Source organism: Bizionia sp., assembly GCF_048259285.1.
Taxonomy (GTDB): Bacteria; Bacteroidota; Bacteroidia; order Flavobacteriales; family Flavobacteriaceae; genus Algorimicrobium; species Algorimicrobium hallyeonense.
In genome coordinates this window covers 1-23,592 of the sequence record NZ_JBLXHU010000028.1, presented here as the reverse complement: position 1 = coordinate 23,592, position 23,592 = coordinate 1, and the positions used below count along the sequence as shown (strand labels likewise).

Here is a 23,592-nt window from a genome sequence, read left to right as displayed (position 1 = left end):
TATTTAATACCAACGTCTCGTAAATAATCCTAACAGGGTTTTAAAATCTAAAGTCACAATAAATCTAATTTTCTCGGCATATTGTGGTTGGGCAACTTCCCATCCTAAATTGGAATACACCGGAAAATAGAGTTCAAAATAATCTTCAATTAAACTCACACGTACACCTGTATCATAAACAAATTCGGCACCATCATTATGGTTTTTCACGAAACCAACATCACCATAAGCCATGATGTATTTCCAAATAGTCATACTGCCATTTAAGGTGGTAATCCATTGGTTGGCAAAACTAGGTTCTAATTGCGATTTAAAACCGCCTTCCGCAATTATAAGTTGCTGGCTGAATAACCCATCACTTTCAGAGCGTCCGTAATAGTTGTAGTCGAATAAATAATCGGTTGGTCTATCCAGAGCAAAGCTGAAGTAATCAGAATCATTGTAGGTCTTATTATAAAGAAACACACCAGCAAAGAAGCGTAAATTATATTGACGGTTGTTTTTAGAAAGCTTTCTATACTCATAATTCAGCGCGACTTTTCCGAATTTTTCCGAAAACTGCGTGTCCGCAAACCATGAGGAGTAGTTCACCAAATCTTTGTCAATATGATTATAACGCAAATTAAGAACACCATAATTAGGCTGATTGGTTTCAGAAGTCAGTAAAGCAGTAGGATCCGAATCCCTATTAATATCCACATAGCGTAAGTTTAAATAGTGGCGCTTGTTGGAACGTAGGTTGCTTTTATCACGAAACGATAATTGAACGGCAGGTGTAAACTTCCGTACAAACAAACCATCTGCATAACTGGAATAACTGGCGCCAACACCATAATTAATGTTGAATAATGGTGAGGAATCATCAATATACTGAATGTAGTTTAGCGTAATAGAACCGGTAAGGGATTGTGATTTTAAACCATATTGTGGTGCTACTTTATAATAGAAATTTTTGCGTAACACTGTTTTATTGTAAGCTTTAACACCTAAAACAATACCATCATAAATATTATTAAATTCCACAATGGGCATGAGAAAAATCTGGTTGTAATCAGGATCTTCTATATCTTTAATTAACCGAACTTGTAATGGCCTGTTAAATAGTGCTTTTGTGAGCGTCTTGGTGTTGTTACGCATATTAAATTCTGGAACAACTTGGTCATGATTTAAAACAACCTTCGTGGTTTCTGTATCAGGAATCGTTACCGTTAGCGAATCTTTAATACTACCTAACCAAATTTTTGAGGTCACCGTTTTATCGGTGAAAGAGAATAAGGTGATTGGCACATTAATATTGCTTTTATTTTTAATAGTTACCCGAATGGAGTCGTTTTCGCGAACGGCTTTGGAAATGGTGTAATCAATATATTTTTTTGAGTGAATGTAATCGGTAAAAAACCAGCCTAAATCTTTATCAGTTTTCGATTTTAAAAAATGCTCAAAACCTTCGGTGGTTACTTCTTTATTTCTATTAGTGTTTAGAAATTCGGTTAGGGTAGAATCTACCGTGTTGTTTCCTAAATAATCATTAACATACTTTAAACCAACGCCGGCTTTATACTTATTGGCTATGTTTTCATTAAATTTTATTAGCGAATCTTTTGCCATGCTTAATGGCTGATCAATATTTTGGCGCGCCATATGCATATATAGAAAACTATATTGTGCATTGAAATCCAATTGCATAGCATGAAATGACTTGATACCCCAAATATTAGAAAGCGTTCCAGCTAGTTTCATATCTGGATAATTCTCATCCACATATTTCATTAAATAGTAGGTTTGAATCCCATCTATTAACCATTGGTCCGTTCGTGGATTAATTAGTAGTATATTTTCTAAATAATTACGAAGTCCTGTTTTTAATATTTTTAATTCGTACTGAAAGTGATCAGGGAAAGGTCTGATGAAACTCGGCAATAAATTCAATCCATAAATAGGACTTTTACGATAATCAATATCCGTAATCAATAAACGTTCATGTGGATATTCGCCTAAATTAGTGGTTAAAAACTGAACTATTTTGTCCGTAACCAATGCTTTATTCATGACACTTAGATTCTCATCATCTACATTGGAAACAATGGTGAACTGATCTGTTTCTATCTCACGATATAAAGACAGTTTGTTTAAAAACAACTTGGAATTAACACGATTTTTCCCTGAAAACACAACCGTTTGTGTGTCCTTTACATGGAAATAATCAATTTTATCTAATTCAGATTCTAGATAATAACCTAATGGACAGGTAACTTCTAGTCGGATATCTGACGCCGGCACAAACATATCATCTAAATCTTTATGACTGCTATATTGCCAATCACCATTATAAATAGCTGGCGTAACATACCAATACCGAAGATTATAGTCGCCAAAGGAACTCACCCCATATCGTGTAAACTTGTCATTGGGTACTTGAACAATATAATTTAATTGAATGGTGTATGAATTGTGTGGAAGTAAGGGGTTTTCTAATTCCACCTTAACAACATCAATATGCTCTTTAACACGATCAAAACGTAATTCTTTATTATTTTGATGGATGGATGTTATTACAGAATACCCACGATCTTCATTTTTTGCAAAGTGAAACTCCGTTTTAAACTCTTCAGAAAAACGTTTTGCTAAAGGCGTACTTTTTGTTGCAAAACTGTTGCTCCAATCGTTTAAATAAATGGTTTGAAGTGTATCATTGGTTTTATTAAAATAGGTAATAGATTGCGCAATGCGTATCTGATTTTTTTCCACATCAAACGTCGCTTTAATATTCATGGCATTTTGTCCAAATGCTAGAATACTAAAAGAAAAAAAGATGCTCGTTAATAGATATCGAATGCTCAATGTGTTTTAATAAACTTTAAAGGTTCAACTTGTGTGTTGTTGGCTACAATATAATAGATGCCAGCAGATAAATTTGTTAAGGTTACGTTATAAGTATACGCAGTTTTAACTGGGATGGTTTTTACGTGTTGTCCTAATGTGTTGTAGATTTTTAAATAGTTCGTTCCTTGAGGAAGCGTATTAACTTTTAAGGTTAAGGTATTTTGTATGTAGTTTGGACCAACAATTTCAATTGGCTTGCTTATAGAAGTTGAAAATTCTGGGATTGATAAGGTGGCATTCGTAGAAATTTTTAGGGTTACTGGTAAGTGATCACTAAAGTAATAAAGTGCTTCACGAATGCTAACGGAAAACTTAGCTCCTGCACATTCCGAATCAATTATAGATTTATTATAGCAAGGTACATTACCATTATTACCATAAACGTGATAACTGTTAGGACTGTAATACAAATCTGAATTGGTTATCATATTTTCCGAAGTCATGATAAAATCAAAACGATCATCAAATCCGCCATTTGAACCGCCAAAACCCGTTTGGGTTCTAGTAGATTGTGTAAATACATTGACATAATTGGTGTTATTATGCCAACTTCCCATGCTATTTGCAGGATCTACAAAAGTGATTGGGTTTGTGGTGTCAATTAATTCCTGAAAAGCAGGTTCTGAACTGGTATATACATTAAAATCGCCCGCCAATAGGACATTACTATTGGTTGGTAACCCACCTAAATAGGTTGTTAAATCGTTAACCATTTGCAGCCTGGAAACTTGATTTTGGGTTCCGTTAGATGCTTTTAAATGACAAACTATGGCATCCAAATAGAGTGGGTTGGTGTCTTGGTTAACCGTATTTAGTTTTAAGCGATAGTGATTAAAATCTCTGTAAATAGTAGGTACAATTGTTTGGCTCTCTAAAGTGAATTTAGAACCATCATAATAAATCAGGTTTTGTAAATCGTTTTGGTTCCCAATAGTATCATCAGAGGTATTGGTTTGAAATGTTGCCATCTCAAAATCATTGTTAATTCTCTCTTGAATCATTTGTAAAATACTATTTGCCCCAAACTCATTGTTGAGTTCACAAACCATAAAAATATCAGGACGATAATCATCCAAAATCACTTCTAAATGAGCAATTCTATTTGGCACAGCATTTTCTGAAGGAAAGTTCAGGATATTGTAAAACATCACATTAAAAGATGCTTGAGAATATATTCCTGTAAAATTTAAGATACCGAAAAGCACCAAAAAGAATCCTTTGTTTTTTATGTAGGCCAATATGAGACGTTTTTAGAAGTTAGGCGACAATTCAGATTCTTTATAGAAACTGTCTAGAATTGGAATAACTTCATCAGCCGTATCAACGAGGTGAATTAAATCTAAATCATGGGCACTTACATTGGCAAAACCATCTAAAACGGTCGCTTTAATCCAATCCAATAATCCGGACCAAAAATCAGTTCCAACTAAAATAATGGGGAATTTTTCAATTTTATTTGTTTGAATTAGGGTAATGGCTTCAAATAATTCATCTAAAGTTCCAAAGCCACCAGGCATTACCACAAAACCTTGTGAATATTTTACAAACATGACTTTCCGCACGAAGAAATAATCGAAATCTAAACTTTTATCAGAATCAATATATGGATTATCATGTTGCTCAAACGGTAAATCAATATTTAAACCAACCGATGTTCCACCTGCAATATGAGCACCTTTATTTCCAGCTTCCATAATTCCAGGTCCACCACCAGTTATAACACCATAGCCATGTTCTACTATTTTGCAAGCTACTTCTTCAGCTAGTTTATAGTATTTATGGTCTGGTTTGGTACGAGCAGAACCAAAAATAGAAACACAAGGACCTATTTTACTTAATTTTTCATAGCCATTCACAAATTCACCCATGATTTTAAAAATAGCCCAGGAATCGTTTGTTTTCACTTCATTCCAACGTTTGTGGTGTTGTTCTTTTCTCATTCTTATTATAATTTTTTTCTAATGTTTTATTATTGAAATACTGGGGAAATGTAAATCCAAAAGCAAATTTAAGAGAAATAAGCACATTAATCATGCTTTATTTAAATCATTTCGATTTCCGGCTCCTAACTGATTTCTAATTAATATTTAAATTTTTGAGGTTAATGCATAAAAAAGACAAACCAAAATGATTCGTCTTTTAAAAATAGTTTAAATCTTTAATTTTATCTCAAAGGACCACGTCCTGAAATAAGGTTGTACAATACTACAATTACGGCAATTACCAGTAGTATGTGAATTAAATTACCTGTAGGCATTCCAGATACAATTCCAAAAAATCCTAAAATCCAAATAACAATACAAATTACGGCTACAAGCCAAAGTAAACTTCTCATATTTTTAAATTTTAAAGGGTTATCCTACTAAACTACTAAATAAATTTGAGATGTTTATTGTTTTAGTTCTTTTTTGAGAAATTGGGCTGTATAACTTTTTTTGTTTTTTATAAGTTCTTCAGGTGTGCCTTTGGCTATAATTTGGCCACCACCTTTTCCGCCTTCTGGACCAACATCTATAATATAATCTACCGTTTTTATTACATCTAGGTTGTGTTCAATGATTAAAATCGTATTTCCTTTATTAACCAATTTATTCAACACTTGCATTAAAACACGAATATCTTCAAAATGCAAGCCTGTTGTAGGCTCATCTAAAATATAAAAGGTGTTTCCTGTATCGCGTTTGCTTAATTCGGTTGCTAATTTTATCCGTTGGGCTTCACCACCAGATAATGTGGTGCTTTGTTGGCCTAGTGTAATATAACCCAGTCCAACATCCTGAATGGTTTTTACTTTTTTATGAATTTTAGGAATGTGCTCAAAGAAATCAACCGCTTCATTCATGGTCATATTCAACACATCGCTAATGGACTTTCCCTTGTATCTAATTTCTAATGTTTCCCGATTAAAACGCTTGCCTTGACAGGTTTCACATTCCACATAAACGTCCGGAAGAAAATTCATTTCAATAACGCGTAAACCACCACCTTGACAGGTTTCACAGCGACCACCTTTAACATTAAAGCTAAAACGTCCAGGTTTATATCCACGAATCATGGCCTCCGGAATTTTAGCAAATAGACTTCTAATTTCACTAAAAACGCCTGTGTATGTGGCTGGATTGCTTCGTGGTGTTCTACCAATTGGCGATTGATTAATATCTATAACTTTATCAATATGTTCCAAACCCTTAATGCTTTTATATGGCATGGGTTTTTTAACGCCATTAAAATAATAGGCATTCATAATCGGGTAGAGGGTTTCATTTATTAATGTAGATTTTCCACTACCAGAAACACCGGTAACACCAACCATTTTACCCAAAGGAATATCTATAGATACATTTTTTAAATTATTGCCTGTACAGCCTTTTAAAGAAAGCGTTTTACCGTTTCCCTCACGACGTTTTTCAGGAATTTCAATCTCTTTTTTACCGTTTAAATAATCGGCCGTTAAGGTATTGTGTGTTTTTAATTCATCTGGTGTACCAATGCTTATAATTTCGCCACCATATTTACCCGCTCGTGGACCAATATCAATCACATAATCGGCATGTTCTATCATATCCTTGTCATGCTCTACCACAATCACGGAATTACCAATATCTCGTAACGCGATTAGTGACTTGATCAGTTTTTCATTATCACGTTGGTGTAAACCTATACTCGGTTCATCTAAAATATATAATACACCAACTAACTGCGAACCGATTTGTGTAGCTAAACGAATCCGTTGCGCCTCACCACCTGAAAGGGATTTAGAACTTCTATTCAATGATAAATAATCTAAACCAACATCCAATAAAAATTGGGTACGGGATGAAATTTCTTTAATTATCTCTTCGGAAATTTTAAGTTGTTTTTTAGATACATGTTTCGGTAAATCCTTAAACCAAGCAGCCAAATCTACAATGTCCTTATTTGCTAATTCCGCAATGTTTAAACCATTTACTTTAAAATAAAGCGATTCTTTTCGCAGTCGTGCACCGTCACAAGTTGAACAAATTACTTTGTCCATATACTCTTTAGCCCAACGTTTTAAAGAGGTTGTTTCGGCCGTGTTGTATTGATTTTCTATGAAATTAGCAACACCTTCAAAGTCAATTTTATAATCTCTGGTTACGCCTAATGTTTTATTTTCGACTTCAAATTTTTCATTTCCGCCATATAAAATCATCTGTTTGGCAGCGGCTGGAATATCTTTATACGCATCGTTTAATGAAAAATTATAGCGTTGCGCAATGGTTTCAAACTGTTTGAAAATCCAACTGTTTTTTTGTGGGCCATGTGGTACCAAAGCACCAGCTTTTATGGATAAGGAATCGTCTGGAATAATTTTATTTTCATTTACCTGATACAAGGTTCCAATACCATTACAGGTTGGACAAGCACCTTTTGGCGAATTGAATGAAAAATTATTAGGCTCCGGATTTGGATATGAAATTCCTGAACTCGGACACATTAAATTTCGACTAAAATAGCGTGCTTCCTGGGTGTCTTGGTCAATAACCATCAGGACATCTTCACCATGATACATGGCTGTATTGAGGGTTTCGGTTAGGCGTTTATTATTATCTGCTGTGGCATCAATTTTAAGCCGATCTATCACAATTTCAATGTCGTGATTTTTATAACGATCCAGTTTCATGCCTTTAACAATATCCCGAATTTCGCCATCCGTCCGAACTTTTACAAACCCTTGTTTACCAATTTGCTCAAACAATTCGCGATAATGCCCTTTTCTTGAACGTACCACAGGTGCTAAAATGTTTATACGTTTGCCGTTAAAGGTTTCTATAATCAGTTCCTTTATCTGATCATCATTATAACTCACCATTTGTTCGCCTGTGTTATAACTATAAGCATCACTGGCTCTGGCGTATAATAATCGTAAAAAATCGTAAATTTCAGTAATGGTTCCAACAGTAGACCGTGGCGATTTACTCGTCGTTTTTTGCTCAATGGCAATAACGGGCGAAAGGCCATCAATTTTATCCACATCAGGTCGTTCCAGTCCACCTAAAAATTGACGTGCATAGGCTGAAAATGTTTCAATATAGCGCCTTTGTCCTTCGGCATAAATAGTGTCAAAAGCCAATGATGATTTACCACTACCAGACAAACCCGTAATAACAACCAGTTTTTCTCTTGGAATGGAAACATCTATATTTTTTAGGTTGTGAACGCGTGCGCCTTGAACCTCAATGGTGTCTTCAAATTTACTCATAGCATAGCAATCTTGTCTGATTTACAGACCAGTTTGCAAAGGTACAGATAATGCCTTTAAATATAAAACGATGTCTGTTTATGCTTTTTGGCGTAAAAGTCTTCATGGTAATTTACAAAGTGTATCATGTTACACGCAAAGGCTATTAAATACATGGGCCTAAATGAAGGCGTATTATTAATTAACTTTTATAAGCCTTTGCCCAGTTAATTAGCGTGTCTGGCGCTGGGTTTAATTGCAGTTTTTCAATAATATTTGTCCGATGTTTTTGTATAGTTCTTGGAGAGACGCAAAGCATATCGCTAATTTCTATAGATGTTTTGCCTTCGGCTATTAATTGAACTATTTTCCGTTCAGAGGGTGTTAATAGCGCTAATTTTTTCAATTCGTTTTCAATATTTAATTCAAAATTATCAGAAAAAGAACTGCTGTAATATGAATCATTATTCAAAACGGCCGCAATACAGGTTTCAATTTCGTCCAAGCTATCTTCTTTTAAAAGATATCCATGAACACCAGATTTTTTGGCCTGTGCTACAAAGTTTTTCTCTTTGTGATACGTCATCACAATATAACGTGTTTGTAGGGCTTTGTTTTCGGTACATATGGCTATTACTTCAAAACCCGTTAGTTTAGGCATTTCAATATCTAAAAGTGCTATTTTAGGATTTAGCTCTGAGACTATATTTACAGCATCGTTACCATTTTCGGCCGTACCAATAATGCTATAGCCAGCTTGTTCCAATTCTTGCTTTAAACCTTTAAGCATGATAGGATGATCTTCAGCAATAACAATGGTAATATCTTTTTTAAGCATATTATTATTTGATGATGACATTTCTGTGCTTGGTAAAAATTTTATTTATGAAAGATAATCATTCTAGTCTTAATTGTAGATAAAATACTACATTTTTGACTTTGGTATGGCAATAACTAATTGCGTGCCTTTACCTAATTCAGATTCAACATGTAAGGAGGCCTTTATTATTTTACTACGTTCCAAAAGGGATTTCATTCCCAAGCTTTTGGAATTCTCTAGTGCTTTTTGATAATCAAATCCTTTACCATTATCTTTTATTGTAATTAGAAGCGTATCTGATTTGATTTTCAAACTCACAAAAACGGCTTTTGCTTCGGCATGTTTTATCGTATTGCTTAATGCTTCTTGCGCCATACGGTACAAATGCAAAGCATTCTCTTTAGAAATAAGGTGATTCGCATTTCCAATTTCCATAGTAAAAAATACGTCGGTATTTTCATCCAATTCGTTGACCAAATCTTCCAATGCAGATGAAAACCCTAAACGTTCCAAAGTAGCAGGATATAGGCCCTGGGAAATGGTTCTTAAATTGGCTAAAGTATCATGGGCTAAATTTCCATAATCTGGATTGTTAATCGTTTTGAGTTTCCGGGTGAGCAACATGAGTTGTTGTCCAACAGAGTCATGCAATTCAAAAGCTAATCTGGTACGTTCCTGTTCTTGTGTATTTATAATGTCCTGTGTGAATGCTTCTTGCAAAATCTGTTTCTTTTTAGCATAATTTCGGGAGCGTATAATTGTAATAAACCCAAAAACCCCAAAAAGACCTAATCCACCAAATAGGAGCCACTGTTTTTTTAGGTTGTTTTCTGAATCTAATAGGGCAATATTGTTTGTTTGATTTTCAATAATTAAATCTCGTTTTTCAGTTTCATACTGCGTTTGATAATAGGCTAAAACGCGTGTGTTTTGAGTATTTACAATGGAGTCTTTGATTTTGGTGTAATTCTTATAATGCAGAAGCGCTTGGTTTGTATTTCCCATACGCTCATAGATTTTTGATAAAAACAAGGAAGCCTCTTGCAATTCTTCATATTGATCACTGTCATTCTTTAAATTAAAGTGTTCAGTTCCATATCGTAAAGCTTCCGCATAATTTTTTTCCGCAAACGCATAATGCATTTTAGCGCTTAAATAAAATGGTCTGTTGTATCCGTTTATGTTGGTGTCATTGCGCTCTAATTCTTCAATGATGGTTTTTGCTTGTTGCAGACTATCATTTTCTGATAAACCAACTGCTAGGCCAAATTTAAGAGGAGCATCAAAATAAGCTTTATTTTTTAATCTGTTATTGGCCGCTACCGCTAATTTTAAATTTTTAATTCTGCTTTTTTCATTGTTTAGTTTATGGTCGTCTGTGGCATTATTGTAATATACTACAGGTAAATTATGATAGGAATCTGTTGTATTGGCAATTTTTATAAGTTCATCTCTTTCCCTTTTTGCTTCATCAAAGAATCCATTTTTACTGTATAATATGGAGATAGAATTTTTCGCACTTAACCAATATAGCGTGTCTTTTTTATTTTGAAACATTTTTGAAGCTTCTTGAAGTGTAATTGAAGCTGAACCAAAATCGCCTATATTTACAAGTGCCATTCCTTTTGCAAATTTGGATAACTCCATGAATTCTGACTTATATTTTTCGGCATAATAATAAGCACTATCAAACAACTTTATGGATTCATCAAATTGTCGTGAATCGTAGTAAAGATAGGCGGCTTCGTAATAAAAACCATCAATTAAATTGGGTTTCGTTACGCGAGGGACAATACGTTGAGTAGCACGAATAATTTGCTTGGCTTGATCATAATCATTGCTTCCGTAATTAAGATAATTTATAAAGTTGGTTGCATGTTTAATAGCCAAATTTATAGAGTCCAATTGTTGCGCATAACTAATGGTAACCCTAAAAACCGAATCGGCATTAAAGGTAGAGTCGTAACGAATTTCACTAGATAGACTATCTAAAAATTTTAAACGTTCGACACCAGAAGCATATTTATTGCTTAATTCCAATAGGTTTTTATTCTGATCCAAATCTCTGTCTTGTGCTAATGAAAAAAACGGAAGCACAAGCAATAGGATTATATGGGATGATCTCATTATATTTTTTTTTAGGTAAAATTATAGCTTTTAAAGTTGATAATAACATGTCTAAAAAAAATAATTAAGCGTTTATAATGCTCTTAAATGGCGTTAAGTTAAAGCGCATATAATGAATAAATCTGGCTGAAACATGCTTTAGAATATCAAGTAATTTATTATTATTGTATATCAATTTAGATATAAACCCATCCTCAATTCTGCCTTAAAAATCAGTTGTAACAGGAAATTAAAATATATATTTTATGCAAATACTAGGAATAAGCTCAAGGATTAATCACCCTGAATTTGGAAAAGGCGTCGTAACCAACGTTACCTCAAAACATTATTGGGTAACTTTTATTGAAAGCGGTTTAGAAACCATAGATATTAATTCTGAATTTGACATTATTGAAGCAGCCGAAGATGATGTGGATACGGTTAGTTTTGCCGAAGTAGAAAGTAGCTTGGTGCAAATTTTAAAGCGTTGGAGTGATGCTAGCGAAGTCGTTCATATTGCGGATAAATGGAAAGGCGGAAAACTGATTTTGGAACCAGGAGATAGTAATTTAAAGTCGAGCGAGGTGCCTATAGATACTTTTTTCCATAAGATTACCATGGTTCGTGATAGACTCCGTGTTATGGAACAAAAAATAAACTCGAGCAATTTAGAAGAACAAGAAAAAATAGATTTACAGCAATACATAACGAGAAGTTATGGTAGTTTAACATCGTTTAATGTGCTGTTTAAGCTGAAAGAACAACAGTTTGTTGGGCAGCGTTCAAAATAGGATTCAAGGTTTTAGGCTTAAAAGATTCGCGATACAATTCGTACACTTATCAGGTGTGAAATTCAATCCAACCAAGAGCAGGCAGGCAAATTGATGGCCGTTATTTTTGTATAATAACTCGTGCGTTCGCGTGATTTAGATGAATGAAAAATTGTGTCGAGAACTTTATCAGGTTATTTATTTAGTTTGAAACAACATTGCATCAAACTTTATTCAAGATTAAAGTAACAGATATTTATTTTAAACTGAACACTGAACACTGAACACTGCAAACTCATTCCCTCCCAATTATATCATCCAATTTTATACCCAAAAATAACATTTCATGGAAAACGGGAAGTATGGCGTCACTTTCAGTTGTTGTCCAATCGTTCCAGGAAGCTTCTAATCCGCCAATAGGCAGGATGTCTACCCACATTCTGAATTTTACAGGTTTGTTGTTGGTATCCAAAATCCACAAATACGAATCGCCAGGCGTTGTGCCACCAGATGTGTAAGTCACCAAAAGCGCGTCTTGATTATTTTTCCACTTAACCAAACGTCTTTCCGTTCCAGGATCAAATATTTTATAAGGAGCTACTAACCAAAACGAATCGTTATTAAAATAGGCAAGTGCTGTTTCTATATGTTCAGCGGCTTGCTCACCTTTTACTTCAAAATTATGGACGTAGGCTTTGCTTAAACTTGGATTATCTAAATTTAGATCAACTTTGTAATCTTTCCAATGCACAAGGCAGGTGTTCTCATCTTTTTTCCATTTATAATGGTGTTTGTTTTTAAACGTCCATTCAATATAATTAGTTTCTAAATAGGCCTCATGATTTAATGCTTTTAGCATATTATAAGCCAATGCTTCAGCTTGAGGGCCTTGTTTTCCATTGGGTAAGTCTTCATTGTATTTAAAATAAACGAAACCAAAAAAGAGTAAACTGGGTAAGGTGAAAAAGATTATAACGCCAACTACTATTTTAAGGATTTTTTTCGTTTTCATAAACAATTATTTTAAGCACAATGATATGTGTTTGGCGAGTATTTTAGCCGCTTTAGAATCTTTTCTGAACCATAATTCGGGTTCTATAAGTTCTAATTCGGATACAGCTAATTGATTTGTGTTATCAGTAAATATATCAACTCTGGCGTAAATAGGCAATTCTGGACAGGCTTTTGTTGCGTTTATAGCGAAGGCTATTTCCGTTTCAGTCGGTGCGTATGGAATTACGCTTCCGCCAAAATCATCTTGAACACGAAAATCGCCAGCCTTGGCTTGTTTTAAAACAGCATGACTGTATTCACCATTAAAAACGATAAGAGACATTTCGCCTTGCGTAACAATGTTATGTTGAAACGGTTGAAGCATCATAGATTCTTGTTGAATTAACTCCGTAAAAATAGCTTCATGTTCTGCAATATTATGTGGTGTTAGTCTATATGTATGTCTTCCTGCTCCTGAAACACATGGTTTTAAAACGGTTTCTTGCCAATTTAATTGTTGGTGTAATTCAGTGAGGGTTGATTGGGTTCCTGTTTCAATAAAAAAGGATTTGGCAACATGAATGCCATTGGCTTTTAATTCTAATAAGTAGTGTTTGTCTATATTCCAACGGATTATTTTCTCGGAGTTTAACAACCGCGTTTTTGTTGAAACCATAGCTAACCATTTTGAAAATTCAGAAAAGCGATCAAAATAATCCCAAGTCGTTCTAAAAAGTACTGCTTTGGTGTCAGACCAATTGAAATTAAGATCATCCCAAGCTAAGCGGGTGACTTTTAAGTTTTCAGCTTGTAAGGCTTCTTGTACCAAAAAATCTTCATAAAACACGTTGTGTTTGTAGGTGTTAGTTTCAGAATCTTCTAAATACCGGTTGTCTGTAAGTATGACTATGTCAAAAGTTTTCATATACAAAAAAATTAAAATCCAACAGCTGTATCGTCTCCTCTGTGGTCTGCGCCACCTTCTAATGTCTTATCATCAAGCACCAAAATACCATCTACTTTCCCAATTACCGGTGAGCGTGTTTCATTAATGGTGTAGCCTTTAGCAATTAATTGTTTCATGATTTCCGTATCAAAACCATTGGGTTCCATTCTAATATAATCTGGTAACCATTGGTGGTGAAAACGGGGCGCATCTACGGCGTCTTGCATGGACATATTAAATTCTTCAACATTTAATATGGTTTGCAAAACCGATGTGATAATTGTAGAACCTCCAGGAGTTCCTAAAGTCATAAATAGTTTTCCGTTTTTTTCCACAATAGTTGGCGTCATAGAGCTTAACATGCGTTTTTCTGGCACAATACTATTGGTTTCCGCACCCGTTAAACCAAACATATTTGGCACGCCTGATTTGCTGCTAAAATCGTCCATTTCATTATTCAAGAAAAACCCAAGTTCCGAACAAAATAAATAGGAACCATAGGTGCCATTCAAGGTGGTCGTTACGGCAATGGCATTTCCAAACTGATCAACTATAGAATAATGTGTGGTTTCATCACTTTCAATAAACGTTATATTACCATGAGAAACATTACTAGACAGCGTTGCTTTTTCAAATGAAAAATCGCTCATACGTTTTTGAAGGTAGTCATCACTCAATAAAGTTTTAGTGGGAATATCCACAAAATCGGGATCGCCTAAATAATAATTTCTATCGGCATAGGCACGACGTTCTGCTTCCGCAAGTACTTGAATGGTTTTTAGGGAATTATGACCAAATTCTTTTAGATTATAAGGTTCAATCATTTTCATAATTTGAGCCAAGCAAATACCTCCACTTGATGGCGGTGCCATGGAAATAACGTTAATGTCTTTATATTTAAAAGCAACTGGTTCGCGCCATTTGGCTTCATATTTAGCCAAATCTTCTAATGTGATGATGCCACCTTTTTCCGATAGATAGTCCACTAGAATTTGAGCCGTTTCACCTTTATAAAATTCATCTTTACCATTAAAAGCGATGCGTTCAAGCGTTTTTGCGAGTTGTTTGTTTTTTACTGTGTCGCCCGCTTTGGTGTTTTTTGAATATAAAATTTCTTTGCCATTAACAGCTCTAAAAATACTATCGTAATTATTAATGCCATTTTGCTGTTTTTCCGTTAATGCATAGCCGTTTTTAGCCAAGTCAATCACCGGTTGTAAAATGTCTTTTACTGATAATTTACCAAATTTCCGATGTGCTTCAAAAACACCTGCCACCGTGCCAGGAACGCCAACAGCCATTTCGCCAATAATACTTTTATTAGGAATAACGTTTCCTAAAGAATCTAGATACATATTTTTTGTGGCCGCTAGAGGTGCTTTTTCGCGATAATCTAATGCGCCAGTTTCGCCAGAATGTAATCGGTAAACCATGAAACCACCACCTCCTAAATTACCAGCGGAAGGGAAGCAAACGGCCAGTGCCATTTCAGTTGCCATCATGGCATCAAATACGTTGCCTCCTTTTTCTAAAATATCGCTACCAATTTTCGAGGCTTCTTTTCTGGCAGACACCACCATGGCGTTTTGCGTTATTAACCCACGATTCTGAATTTTTTCTAGTGTTTCTGGATTGTTTTTACAAGACCAAATAACTGAAATAACAAGTAGGAGTATTAAACGGTTCATCATCATATTATATAATTGTATTGGAAAGGATTTGTAATTTTTCAGCAGCAAAAACGCGTAATTCTTCAAAGAACAGGGTGAATTCTTCTTCAAACTCATCGTAATATTTAAGGAATTCGTGTGTAGCTTCGTTCATTTTAGATTTGTATTTCGTGCGTCTATTCATACCATCTAAAACGCTTTGGATACCTTCAATTTCTGCATAGCTTAACAACCAATTACCAGATATCATAAAGGGTAACAGGTGTTGTGTTCGCTCTGGTAAAATATCAAAATTATCTTGTAATAATGAATAAAATCTTTGAGCATAATCGTCTAAAGGTTCGTTAGAATAGTGCGCCCAGTTTTTAGCCAAAAAATGATCGTATAAAATATCTACAATCACACCACTGTAATGACTGTAATTTTCGTGGAGCCTTTTCGTGCTCTGTCTTACAATAGGATGGGCATCTGTAAAAGTGTCAATTTCCCGATGTAATAAAATACCAATTTGGATTTCACGTGGATACTTTTTGTACTGTTTACCGCGAATACCATCAGCCATAAAATTTCCTATGGATACATTTTTATGATTGAAAGAAAGATAAATATGTGCTAAAAAGTTCATGTTTCGAATTTACAAATTCATAGGAAAGAAAACGCATAGAAAACTTATATTTGTTGAAAATAAACATAAAAATATGACACTTATAAAATCTATTTCAGGAATCAGAGGAACCATTGGTGGCGCCGTAGGCGACAATTTAACGCCAATTGACGCGGTGAAATTTGCTTCTGCTTACGGAGTTTGGTTAAAAGGACAATATAAAAAAGAAAATTATCGGGTAGTGGTTGGTCGTGATGCGCGAATTTCGGGCGAAATGATTCAGAATTTGGTCATGAACACACTTGTCGGGTTGGGAATTCATGTTATTGATTTAGGCCTTTCTACCACGCCAACGGTTGAGGTTGCTGTACCAATGGAACATGCTGATGGTGGCATTATTTTAACGGCGAGCCATAATCCAAAAGAATGGAATGCTTTAAAGCTTTTGAATAATAAAGGTGAATTTTTAAATGGCGAAGAAGGTGCTAAAATTCTTGCTATTGCTGAAAGTGATACCATGAGTTTTGCTGATGTAGATAGTTTGGGGAAAATAACAAAAAATGATGCTTACATCGATTTGCATATTGACGCCGTTTTAGATTTAAAATTGGTTAACAAATCGGCCATAGAAAAAGCGAATTTTAAAGTAGTGGTAGATGGTGTAAATTCTACAGGAGGAATAGCCATTCCATTATTATTAGAACGTTTAGGTGTAGAATGTGTTAAATTGTATTGTGACCCAACGGGTCACTTTCCTCATAATCCAGAACCTTTAAAGGAGCATTTAACTGATTTATCTGAAGCTGTGGTTAAAGAACATGCAGATTTTGGAATTGTGGTTGATCCAGATGTGGATCGGTTAGCCTTTATAGACGAAAACGGTAATATGTTTGGGGAAGAATATACATTAGTAGCTTGTGCAGATTATGTGTTAAGTGCAACACCTGGAAATACCGTTAGTAATATGAGCTCCACTCGTGCCTTGCGGGATGTTACCGAACAACATGGTGGTACCTACGAAGCCAGTGCCGTAGGTGAAGTGAATGTCGTGGCGTTAATGAAGAAAAACAATGCTGTTATTGGCGGCGAAGGAAATGGTGGAATTATATACCCAGAATCTCATTATGGGCGTGACGCCTTGGTTGGTGTAGCCTTGTTTTTAAGTTTGCTGACAGATAAAAAAATGTCAGTCAGTGCTTTGCGTGCTAGTTATCCGAATTATTTTATGAGTAAAAAGAAAATAGCCTTAACACCAGAATTAGATGTGGATGCTATTTTAAAAGCCATGGAGGCAAAATATAGCCATGAACGTGTTACGACAATTGACGGGGTGAAAATTGATTTTGAAGATAGTTGGGTGCATTTACGTAAAAGTAATACCGAACCTATTATTCGTGTATATACGGAAGCACCATCACAGGAAGCGGCTGATGCACTCGCTGATAAAGTTATAGCAGAAATTAAGGCTGTCGCTAATAATTAGTACCTTTGCCATTTAATTTATACGCATGATTACTACAAAAACATCTTCAGACATTCAAACGGATTTAGAAACCTATTTTGGTCAGTTTAGAAAGCACATTATTGGTGTGGATCAAACCTTTAAATCGCCTTACGGTTCTCAAAAGATTATCTATACGGATTGGACTGCGTCTGGCCGTTTATACCAACCGATTGAAGAGCGAATCAGTCATGTTTTTGGACCTTATGTTGCCAATACACACACAGAAACCACAGTTTCAGGAACCGCTATGACGAAAGCCTACCATGAAGCCAGGCATATTATTAAAGCCCATGTCAATGCGCATGATGATGATGTGCTAATTGTTTCAGGTAATGGCATGACAGGGGTCGTGAATAAATTTCAGCGTATTTTAGGGTTAAAAGTTCCTGAAAATTTAAAGAAACACACTGTTGTTCCGGAGGACCTGTGTCCTGTAGTTTTTGTTTCGCATATGGAACATCATTCTAATCAAACGACGTGGTTGGAAACCATTGCTAAAGTGGTGGTTATTCCGCCAGCAGAAGATGGGTTGTTTAGTTTGGAGAATTTAGAAAAAGCATTGATAGCGCATCAAGATTGTACCATTAAAATAGCCTCTGTTATTGGTGGTTCAAATGTAACCGGTATTCAAAATCCACATCATGATATTGCGCAAATGATGCATAAACATGGCGGCGTTTGCTTTGTAGATTTTGCCTGTTCAGCACCTTATGTGTCTATGGATATGCATCCCGAAGATGAAACCAAGGCTTTGGATGCCGTATTCTTTTCACCACACAAATTTTTAGGAGGACCCGGTTCTTCAGGTGTCCTTATTTTTAATAAGAAATTGTATAAAAATATGATCCCGGATTGTCCAGGTGGCGGAACTGTTAGTTGGACAAATCCTTGGGGAGAACATAAATATATTGATAATATAGAAGATCGTGAGGATGGTGGAACACCCGGTTTCTTACAAGCCATAAAAACAGCCCTTGCTATTAAATTAAAAGAGCAAATGGGTGTTGACAATATGCTAGAACGCGAGCATGAGATTCTAAAAGTTGTTTTTAAGGAATTAGGAGCGCTTCCAAATTTACACATTCTTGCGGGTCAGCATGAAGATCGTTTGGGTGTAATTTCTTTTTATATCGATAACTTACATTTCAATTTAGGTGTGAAATTATTGAATGATAAATTTGGTGTGCAAACACGAGGTGGCTGCAGTTGTGCGGGGACGTACGGACACTTTCTACTGCATGTAGATCAAAAAACATCTCATGAATTGACACAGGAAATATCTTTGGGTGAATTAACGCGTAAACCAGGTTGGATACGTATGTCTATTCATCCTACAACTACCAATGCCGAAGTGCAGTTTGTATGCGATAGCATTAAAGCACTAGCCAAAAACCATGTAGCTTGGGCTGTTGATTATGAGTATAATAAAAGGAATAACGAGTTTGTCCATAAGTCGTTATTAGATTCTGAAACCGATGACATAGATACCATGGTTTCTAGTTGGTTCCAATTATCTTAACAGGACTTAAGACTTGTATTCTGCAGGAACTTTATCACGATGTTTCCAACGTTTATGTGTCCATAAATAATATTCTGGGGCTTCGTTAATTTGGGCTTCAACTAAATCCAAGAACCTATCGGTGATTTCGTAATTTGGATAATCATTTGGGTGATACGCCAGGGTTTTAAACGAGGTTTCATAATATCCACGTTTTAGTTTCTTAACACCAAAAAATACCACAGACATATCGAGCTTTTTCGCTAACATTTCGGCTCCTGTATGGACCGGAACCGTAATACCCATAAATTCATTCCAATGGAATGCTTTTTCTGCTTTAGGTGATTGATCGGAAACAAAACCACAAATGGTTATTTTCCCTTCGCGTTTAGATTGCATTAAAACAGGAATACTTTCCTTGGTGGTAATCAAGTGGCTGTTATACTTTGCACGAATACGTTTTACAAGTCTATCAAAATATTTATTGGCCAGGCGTTTGTAAATCGCGTAACCTTTGTTACTCATATAGGTTTGAAGGATAAAAATCCATTCCCAACTCCCATAATGCGCACACATAAGTGCAATACTTCTATTTTCGCTTTCCAGTTTTTGAATGAGCTCTACATTGGAAAAGGTAAAACGTTTTTTCATTTGGGCTTCTGAAATGGTCATAGATTTAATAGACTCCATAACCATATCACACAAATGGTGGTAGAATTTTTTCCGAATACGGTTTAATTCAGCATCTGATTTATGGGGAAATGCCAGTTTCAAGTTTTCTTTAACCACTTTTTTTCGGTAGCCAATAATGTGGTAGATTACAACAAATAAACCATCGGAAACCGCGTATAATAATCGGAAGGGTAAGATGGAAACCAACCATAAAATGGGATAAATGAGAATATAAGCAAGAAGTTGCATGAAATAATTTTAGATTTGCAATTACAAAGATATGTTATATTCTTTTTAAACGTTTAAAATTTATGGGTGATTTAAGTATAGTAACCATGGTAATTATTGCTGCCAACGCGTTAATATCATTTAAAGGGTTTAGTGATTATTCCTTTTTTGAACAATACAAATTTAATGTAGGCGCTATTATCAGAGGTGAAAAAATACGCATGTTAACATCTGGCTTTTTACATGTGGACACGGCGCATTTATTTTTTAATATGTTTTCCTTATACTTTTTTGCCGATGTGGTAATTGCTTATTTAGGAAGCTTTCAATTTTTAATTGTTTATTTAGGGAGCTTGTTGTTAGGGAATTTACTGTCCTTATATTTTCATAAAAATGAATACCATTACTCTGCTGTAGGTGCTAGTGGCGCTGTTATGGGGATTATTTATTCAGCTATACTTCTACAACCAGGTATGAGTTTATATCTATTTTTTATACCTATTCCTATTCCGGCTTATATTTTTGGTATTGGCTATTTATTGTATTCCATTTATGGGATGAAAAACAGAGTGGGTAATATTGGTCATGATGCACATTTTGGAGGTGCTATTGGTGGTTATGTAATTACCTTAATTTTGGCGACTTGGTTATTTGAAAAGAATTTACTGATGATTGGCTTATTAGCATTGCCTATTATTTTGTTGTTTGTTTTAAAGAAATTAGGAAAAATATAAGCATAAAAAAACCTTTCAAAACTGAAAGGCTTTAGTATCTATTTATATAGAAATTCTTAATCTAAAAGCTCGGCCATTTTAGCTTCTAAAGCGGAGCCTCTTAAATTTTTAGCAATTATCTTTCCATCAGCATCTAAAATATAGGTAGCTGGAATAGATTGAATATTATATTGTTTAGCGACAGGATCGTTAAAATATTGCAAGTTGGAAACTTGGTGCCATGTTAAACCATCCTTTTCAATAGCTGCTAACCATTCACCTTTAGCGTCTTTTTGTCTTGGCGTACCATCTAAAGACACACCTATAATTTCAAGACCTTTTTCGTGATACTTTTCGTAAACCTTAACGACATTAGGGTTTTCTCTTCTACAAGGCGCACACCAAGCGGCCCAGAAATCAATGATAGTTACTTTTCCTCTAATGTCCTTTAAAGCAATCATTTCGCCATCTGGATTAGGGGCTGTAAATTCAGGCGCCATGCTTCCGATAGCTGTAGCCATAGCACTTGATAGCATTTCATTAATACTTTTACCAATGCGGCTGTTTTTAACAGATTCGGTAAAATTATCATATAATTCTTTGGCTTCAGAAGCTTCAATACCTTTTGTTTTGATAAGGTTTTCTAGTATAGCTGCACTAGTTACCACATCATTATTTTGTTTAATAGCGGCTAGATTTTCCTTATTCCCCTCGTCAACAATTTTCTGAAATTCAGTTTGAATAGCCGTCATTTTCGCCGTATCACCAGCTGTTCTTGCCGCCATAAATTCTTGTCCCATTGATTGATTTTTTGCTCTAATAGGATCCGAGATATCCTTAAATAATTTAAAAACATCATTTTCATGACTTCCTGAAACGACAGAAGACTGTAAGCTATCTTTATAAAACTGAACCGTGATTTCTTCGTTTTCTAAAACAAGTGGCAGGCCTCCAGGAACACCTTCAATTGTTAATAAATATAAATCTGGCGATTCAACGTTACCTGTAAACGTTACCTTTCCATCCTTAATAACTGTGGAATCCGAAAATGTAATGTTGTTTAAATCGGCATTTTGGAGTCTCATTGTTTTACCTTCTACTGACTTATCAATAGTACCGGTTAATATATAACCTGCTTTCGTTTCTTCATTCTTACAAGAAGCTAGAAGAATAATGAATGACAGTAGTATGAATTTTTTTATCATTTTCAATATTTTTTAGTTTGTGCAAATATAGTGGATTGTTAAAAAATATTTGTTAAGAATTCACTAATATCTATATACGTGTTTTCTGTGGTGATTTTAGTACTTTTGTAGCATGAATCAAAACGATACAATTGTTGCGCTTGCTACGCCTTCGGGAGCTGGTGCTATTGCGGTTATTAGGCTTTCGGGTGCCCATGCTATTGCCATTGCCGATAGCTGTTTTCAATCGGTTTCGAAATCGAAAACACTGTCTCATCAGAAAACCCACACCATTCATTTAGGCCATATTGTTGATGATAACCGGGACATTGATGAGGTTTTAGTTTCTGTTTTTAAAAACCCCAATTCCTATACAGGTGAAAATGTGGTAGAAATATCCTGCCATGGCTCTAATTATATCCAGCAACAAATTATCCAGTTATTTTTACGAAAAGGTTGCAGAATGGCGGATGCTGGCGAGTTTACTTTGCGTGCGTTTTTAAACGGGAAACTAGACTTAAGTCAGGCGGAAGCGGTAGCCGATTTAATTTCGAGTGATAATGAAGCATCTCACCAAATTGCCATGCAGCAAATGCGTGGTGGTTTTTCAAGTGAAATTGCCAAGCTACGTGAAGAGCTTTTAAACTTTGCCTCGTTAATAGAATTGGAACTGGATTTTGCGGAAGAAGATGTGGAATTTGCCGATAGAACCCAATTTAAGGAACTGATAGCGCGTATTACCTTTGTATTGAAACGCTTAATAGATTCGTTTGCGGTTGGAAACGTGATTAAAAACGGGATTCCCGTTGCTATTGTTGGCGAACCCAATGTTGGAAAATCTACCCTGCTAAATGCTTTATTAAATGAAGAACGTGCTATTGTTAGTGAAATAGCTGGAACCACGCGGGATACTATTGAAGACGAAATAAGTATTGGCGGTATGGGTTTTCGCTTTATTGATACCGCAGGAATTCGTGATACCAAAGATGTTGTAGAAAGCATTGGAATTAAAAAAACCTTTGAAAAAATAGAACAAGCACAAGTGGTTATTTACTTATTTGATGCTGGAGAATTTAAGCATCAAGGTGACAAACTTCAAGTGGAGTTGGAGAAAATTAAAAATAAGTATCCATTAAAGCCATTGCTTGTTATTGCTAATAAGATTGATAAGATTGACGATATGGATTTGGCGGAACTCCAACAGGCCATTCCAAACGTACAGCTGTTATCTGCAAAAAGTGGCTTTGGTGTGGAACAGCTAACCAATGCCTTATTGAATTTGGTGAATACAGGTGCCTTACGGAATAATGAAACTATTATTACCAATACGAGACATTATGATGCCTTACTAAAAGCGTTTGAAGAAATTCAGAAAGTTAAAAACGGTTTGGATTCCGGATTGTCTGGCGATTTAATGGCCATTGATATTCGGGAAGCTTTATACCACTTTGGACTGATTACCGGAAGTGTGACTAATGATGAATTGTTAGGTAATATTTTTGCTAATTTCTGTATCGGAAAGTAATTGAGTTTCTTTTTATTGGTTTTTATCTGTTTTTCAAAGGTTTACATATTCTTTTTTGTTGCCTAACTGCTCTTTTTTAACTATATTTGTTTCATATATGTTGCCTGTTATGCAGATTTGTTGCCCGAATCTGTTGGCAAAAATAGTGGCGAAATGATGCACCATATTGCCCCACGTTGCACCATAACGCTACATAAAGCACCATTTATGAGCAGTAATTTATACATCCCGAAAACTTGTAAGCATTGCGGAAATGCTTTTACAGCACGTACA

General features: G+C 35.2%; 18 protein-coding genes. 5 read left to right on the top strand and 13 right to left on the bottom strand.

The window, feature by feature from the left end:
• Positions 1 to 3: 3 nt before the first annotated feature.
• From ACN0QX_RS12100 to ACN0QX_RS12070, 7 genes are all read right to left on the bottom strand, one after another.
• Complete coding sequence (locus ACN0QX_RS12100) at positions 4 to 2,772, bottom strand: metalloprotease (protein ID WP_417197281.1); 2,769 nt, start codon at positions 2,770 to 2,772, stop codon at positions 4 to 6.
• Positions 2,773 to 2,837: 65 nt separating this feature from the next.
• Complete coding sequence (locus ACN0QX_RS12095; protein ID WP_417197279.1) at positions 2,838 to 4,121, bottom strand: endonuclease/exonuclease/phosphatase family protein; 1,284 nt, start codon at positions 4,119 to 4,121, stop codon at positions 2,838 to 2,840.
• Positions 4,122 to 4,133: 12 nt separating this feature from the next.
• Positions 4,134 to 4,823 carry a TIGR00730 family Rossman fold protein gene (locus ACN0QX_RS12090; protein WP_248398927.1) on the bottom strand — a complete coding sequence of 230 codons (690 nt, stop codon included), beginning with the start codon at positions 4,821 to 4,823 and terminating at the stop codon, positions 4,134 to 4,136.
• A gap of 224 nt (positions 4,824 to 5,047) precedes the next feature.
• Positions 5,048 to 5,218 carry a lmo0937 family membrane protein gene (locus ACN0QX_RS12085; protein WP_417197277.1) on the bottom strand — a complete coding sequence of 57 codons (171 nt, stop codon included), beginning with the start codon at positions 5,216 to 5,218 and terminating at the stop codon, positions 5,048 to 5,050.
• A 54-nt stretch (positions 5,219 to 5,272) separates the two neighbouring features.
• Entirely contained in the window at positions 5,273 to 8,107 is a 2,835-nt protein-coding gene (gene uvrA, locus ACN0QX_RS12080; protein ID WP_417197275.1) for an excinuclease ABC subunit UvrA, read from the bottom strand.
• Positions 8,108 to 8,288: 181 nt separating this feature from the next.
• The gene (locus tag ACN0QX_RS12075; RefSeq protein WP_376861034.1) at positions 8,289 to 8,945 is read right to left on the bottom strand and encodes a response regulator transcription factor; all 657 of its coding nucleotides are present in this window, start codon (positions 8,943 to 8,945) and stop codon (positions 8,289 to 8,291) included.
• Positions 8,946 to 9,011: 66 nt separating this feature from the next.
• Positions 9,012 to 11,033, bottom strand: a complete 2,022-nt coding sequence (locus tag ACN0QX_RS12070; protein ID WP_417197273.1) for an ATP-binding protein — start codon at positions 11,031 to 11,033, stop codon at positions 9,012 to 9,014.
• 245 nt (positions 11,034 to 11,278) lie between these two features.
• On the opposite strand from ACN0QX_RS12070, the gene ACN0QX_RS12065 reads away from it, so the two are divergent.
• Complete coding sequence (locus tag ACN0QX_RS12065; protein ID WP_248398935.1) at positions 11,279 to 11,803, top strand: hypothetical protein; 525 nt, start codon at positions 11,279 to 11,281, stop codon at positions 11,801 to 11,803.
• Between the two features lie 274 nt (positions 11,804 to 12,077).
• Here ACN0QX_RS12065 and ACN0QX_RS12060 read toward each other — a convergent pair whose 3' ends face one another.
• From ACN0QX_RS12060 to ACN0QX_RS12045, 4 genes are read right to left on the bottom strand one after another with little or no spacing between them, the layout of a single operon-like run.
• Positions 12,078 to 12,794: a hypothetical protein gene (locus tag ACN0QX_RS12060; RefSeq protein ID WP_417197270.1), complete on the bottom strand. Its 717-nt coding sequence runs from the start codon at positions 12,792 to 12,794 to the stop codon at positions 12,078 to 12,080.
• Positions 12,795 to 12,800: 6 nt separating this feature from the next.
• Positions 12,801 to 13,700 carry an ATP-grasp domain-containing protein gene (locus ACN0QX_RS12055; RefSeq protein ID WP_417197268.1) on the bottom strand — a complete coding sequence of 300 codons (900 nt, stop codon included), beginning with the start codon at positions 13,698 to 13,700 and terminating at the stop codon, positions 12,801 to 12,803.
• 11 nt (positions 13,701 to 13,711) lie between these two features.
• Entirely contained in the window at positions 13,712 to 15,409 is a 1,698-nt protein-coding gene (gene ggt / locus ACN0QX_RS12050; RefSeq protein WP_417197295.1) for a gamma-glutamyltransferase, read from the bottom strand.
• Positions 15,410 to 15,416: 7 nt separating this feature from the next.
• Complete coding sequence (locus ACN0QX_RS12045; protein WP_417197266.1) at positions 15,417 to 16,016, bottom strand: ACP phosphodiesterase; 600 nt, start codon at positions 16,014 to 16,016, stop codon at positions 15,417 to 15,419.
• Between the two features lie 73 nt (positions 16,017 to 16,089).
• Here ACN0QX_RS12045 and glmM point away from each other — a divergent pair, with 73 nt between their 5' ends.
• Entirely contained in the window at positions 16,090 to 17,478 is a 1,389-nt protein-coding gene (glmM, locus tag ACN0QX_RS12040) for a phosphoglucosamine mutase (protein ID WP_417197265.1), read from the top strand.
• A 25-nt stretch (positions 17,479 to 17,503) separates the two neighbouring features.
• Positions 17,504 to 19,018 (top strand): aminotransferase class V-fold PLP-dependent enzyme, encoded by a 1,515-nt coding sequence (locus ACN0QX_RS12035; RefSeq protein WP_417197263.1) that lies wholly within the window; start codon positions 17,504 to 17,506, stop codon positions 19,016 to 19,018.
• 6 nt (positions 19,019 to 19,024) lie between these two features.
• Here the strand turns inward: ACN0QX_RS12035 and ACN0QX_RS12030 are convergent, their stop codons facing one another.
• Positions 19,025 to 19,918 (bottom strand): lysophospholipid acyltransferase family protein, encoded by an 894-nt coding sequence (locus tag ACN0QX_RS12030; protein ID WP_376861019.1) that lies wholly within the window; start codon positions 19,916 to 19,918, stop codon positions 19,025 to 19,027.
• A gap of 62 nt (positions 19,919 to 19,980) precedes the next feature.
• Between ACN0QX_RS12030 and ACN0QX_RS12025 the strand changes: the two genes are divergently transcribed.
• A complete protein-coding gene (locus tag ACN0QX_RS12025) occupies positions 19,981 to 20,631 on the top strand; it encodes a rhomboid family intramembrane serine protease (protein WP_248398950.1) in 651 nt (216 codons plus the stop codon).
• 56 nt (positions 20,632 to 20,687) lie between these two features.
• Here ACN0QX_RS12025 and ACN0QX_RS12020 read toward each other — a convergent pair whose 3' ends face one another.
• Positions 20,688 to 21,815: a redoxin domain-containing protein gene (locus ACN0QX_RS12020; RefSeq protein ID WP_417197260.1), complete on the bottom strand. Its 1,128-nt coding sequence runs from the start codon at positions 21,813 to 21,815 to the stop codon at positions 20,688 to 20,690.
• A 112-nt stretch (positions 21,816 to 21,927) separates the two neighbouring features.
• On the opposite strand from ACN0QX_RS12020, the gene mnmE reads away from it, so the two are divergent.
• The gene (mnmE, locus tag ACN0QX_RS12015; RefSeq protein WP_417197258.1) at positions 21,928 to 23,319 is read left to right on the top strand and encodes a tRNA uridine-5-carboxymethylaminomethyl(34) synthesis GTPase MnmE; all 1,392 of its coding nucleotides are present in this window, start codon (positions 21,928 to 21,930) and stop codon (positions 23,317 to 23,319) included.
• Positions 23,320 to 23,592: the final 273 nt, after the last annotated feature.

What these genes read in the sequence shown, in the direction of transcription:
- ACN0QX_RS12070 (WP_417197273.1), bottom strand. Translation starts at nt 11,033, where the DNA reads ATGAGATCATCCCATATAATCCTATTGCTTGTGCTTCCGTTTTTTTCA.
- ACN0QX_RS12035 (WP_417197263.1), top strand. Translation starts at nt 17,504, where the DNA reads ATGATTACTACAAAAACATCTTCAGACATTCAAACGGATTTAGAAACC.
- uvrA (WP_417197275.1), bottom strand. Translation starts at nt 8,107, where the DNA reads ATGAGTAAATTTGAAGACACCATTGAGGTTCAAGGCGCACGCGTTCAC.
- ACN0QX_RS12025 (WP_248398950.1), top strand. Translation starts at nt 19,981, where the DNA reads ATGGGTGATTTAAGTATAGTAACCATGGTAATTATTGCTGCCAACGCG.
- glmM (WP_417197265.1), top strand. Translation starts at nt 16,090, where the DNA reads ATGACACTTATAAAATCTATTTCAGGAATCAGAGGAACCATTGGTGGC.
- ACN0QX_RS12065 (WP_248398935.1), top strand. Translation starts at nt 11,279, where the DNA reads ATGCAAATACTAGGAATAAGCTCAAGGATTAATCACCCTGAATTTGGA.
- ACN0QX_RS12020 (WP_417197260.1), bottom strand. Translation starts at nt 21,815, where the DNA reads ATGATAAAAAAATTCATACTACTGTCATTCATTATTCTTCTAGCTTCT.
- ACN0QX_RS12100 (WP_417197281.1), bottom strand. Translation starts at nt 2,772, where the DNA reads ATGAATATTAAAGCGACGTTTGATGTGGAAAAAAATCAGATACGCATT.
- ACN0QX_RS12085 (WP_417197277.1), bottom strand. Translation starts at nt 5,218, where the DNA reads ATGAGAAGTTTACTTTGGCTTGTAGCCGTAATTTGTATTGTTATTTGG.
- ACN0QX_RS12060 (WP_417197270.1), bottom strand. Translation starts at nt 12,794, where the DNA reads ATGAAAACGAAAAAAATCCTTAAAATAGTAGTTGGCGTTATAATCTTT.
- mnmE (WP_417197258.1), top strand. Translation starts at nt 21,928, where the DNA reads ATGAATCAAAACGATACAATTGTTGCGCTTGCTACGCCTTCGGGAGCT.
- ggt (WP_417197295.1), bottom strand. Translation starts at nt 15,409, where the DNA reads ATGAACCGTTTAATACTCCTACTTGTTATTTCAGTTATTTGGTCTTGT.
- ACN0QX_RS12055 (WP_417197268.1), bottom strand. Translation starts at nt 13,700, where the DNA reads ATGAAAACTTTTGACATAGTCATACTTACAGACAACCGGTATTTAGAA.
- ACN0QX_RS12045 (WP_417197266.1), bottom strand. Translation starts at nt 16,016, where the DNA reads ATGAACTTTTTAGCACATATTTATCTTTCTTTCAATCATAAAAATGTA.
- ACN0QX_RS12075 (WP_376861034.1), bottom strand. Translation starts at nt 8,945, where the DNA reads ATGTCATCATCAAATAATAATATGCTTAAAAAAGATATTACCATTGTT.
- ACN0QX_RS12030 (WP_376861019.1), bottom strand. Translation starts at nt 19,918, where the DNA reads ATGCAACTTCTTGCTTATATTCTCATTTATCCCATTTTATGGTTGGTT.
- ACN0QX_RS12090 (WP_248398927.1), bottom strand. Translation starts at nt 4,823, where the DNA reads ATGAGAAAAGAACAACACCACAAACGTTGGAATGAAGTGAAAACAAAC.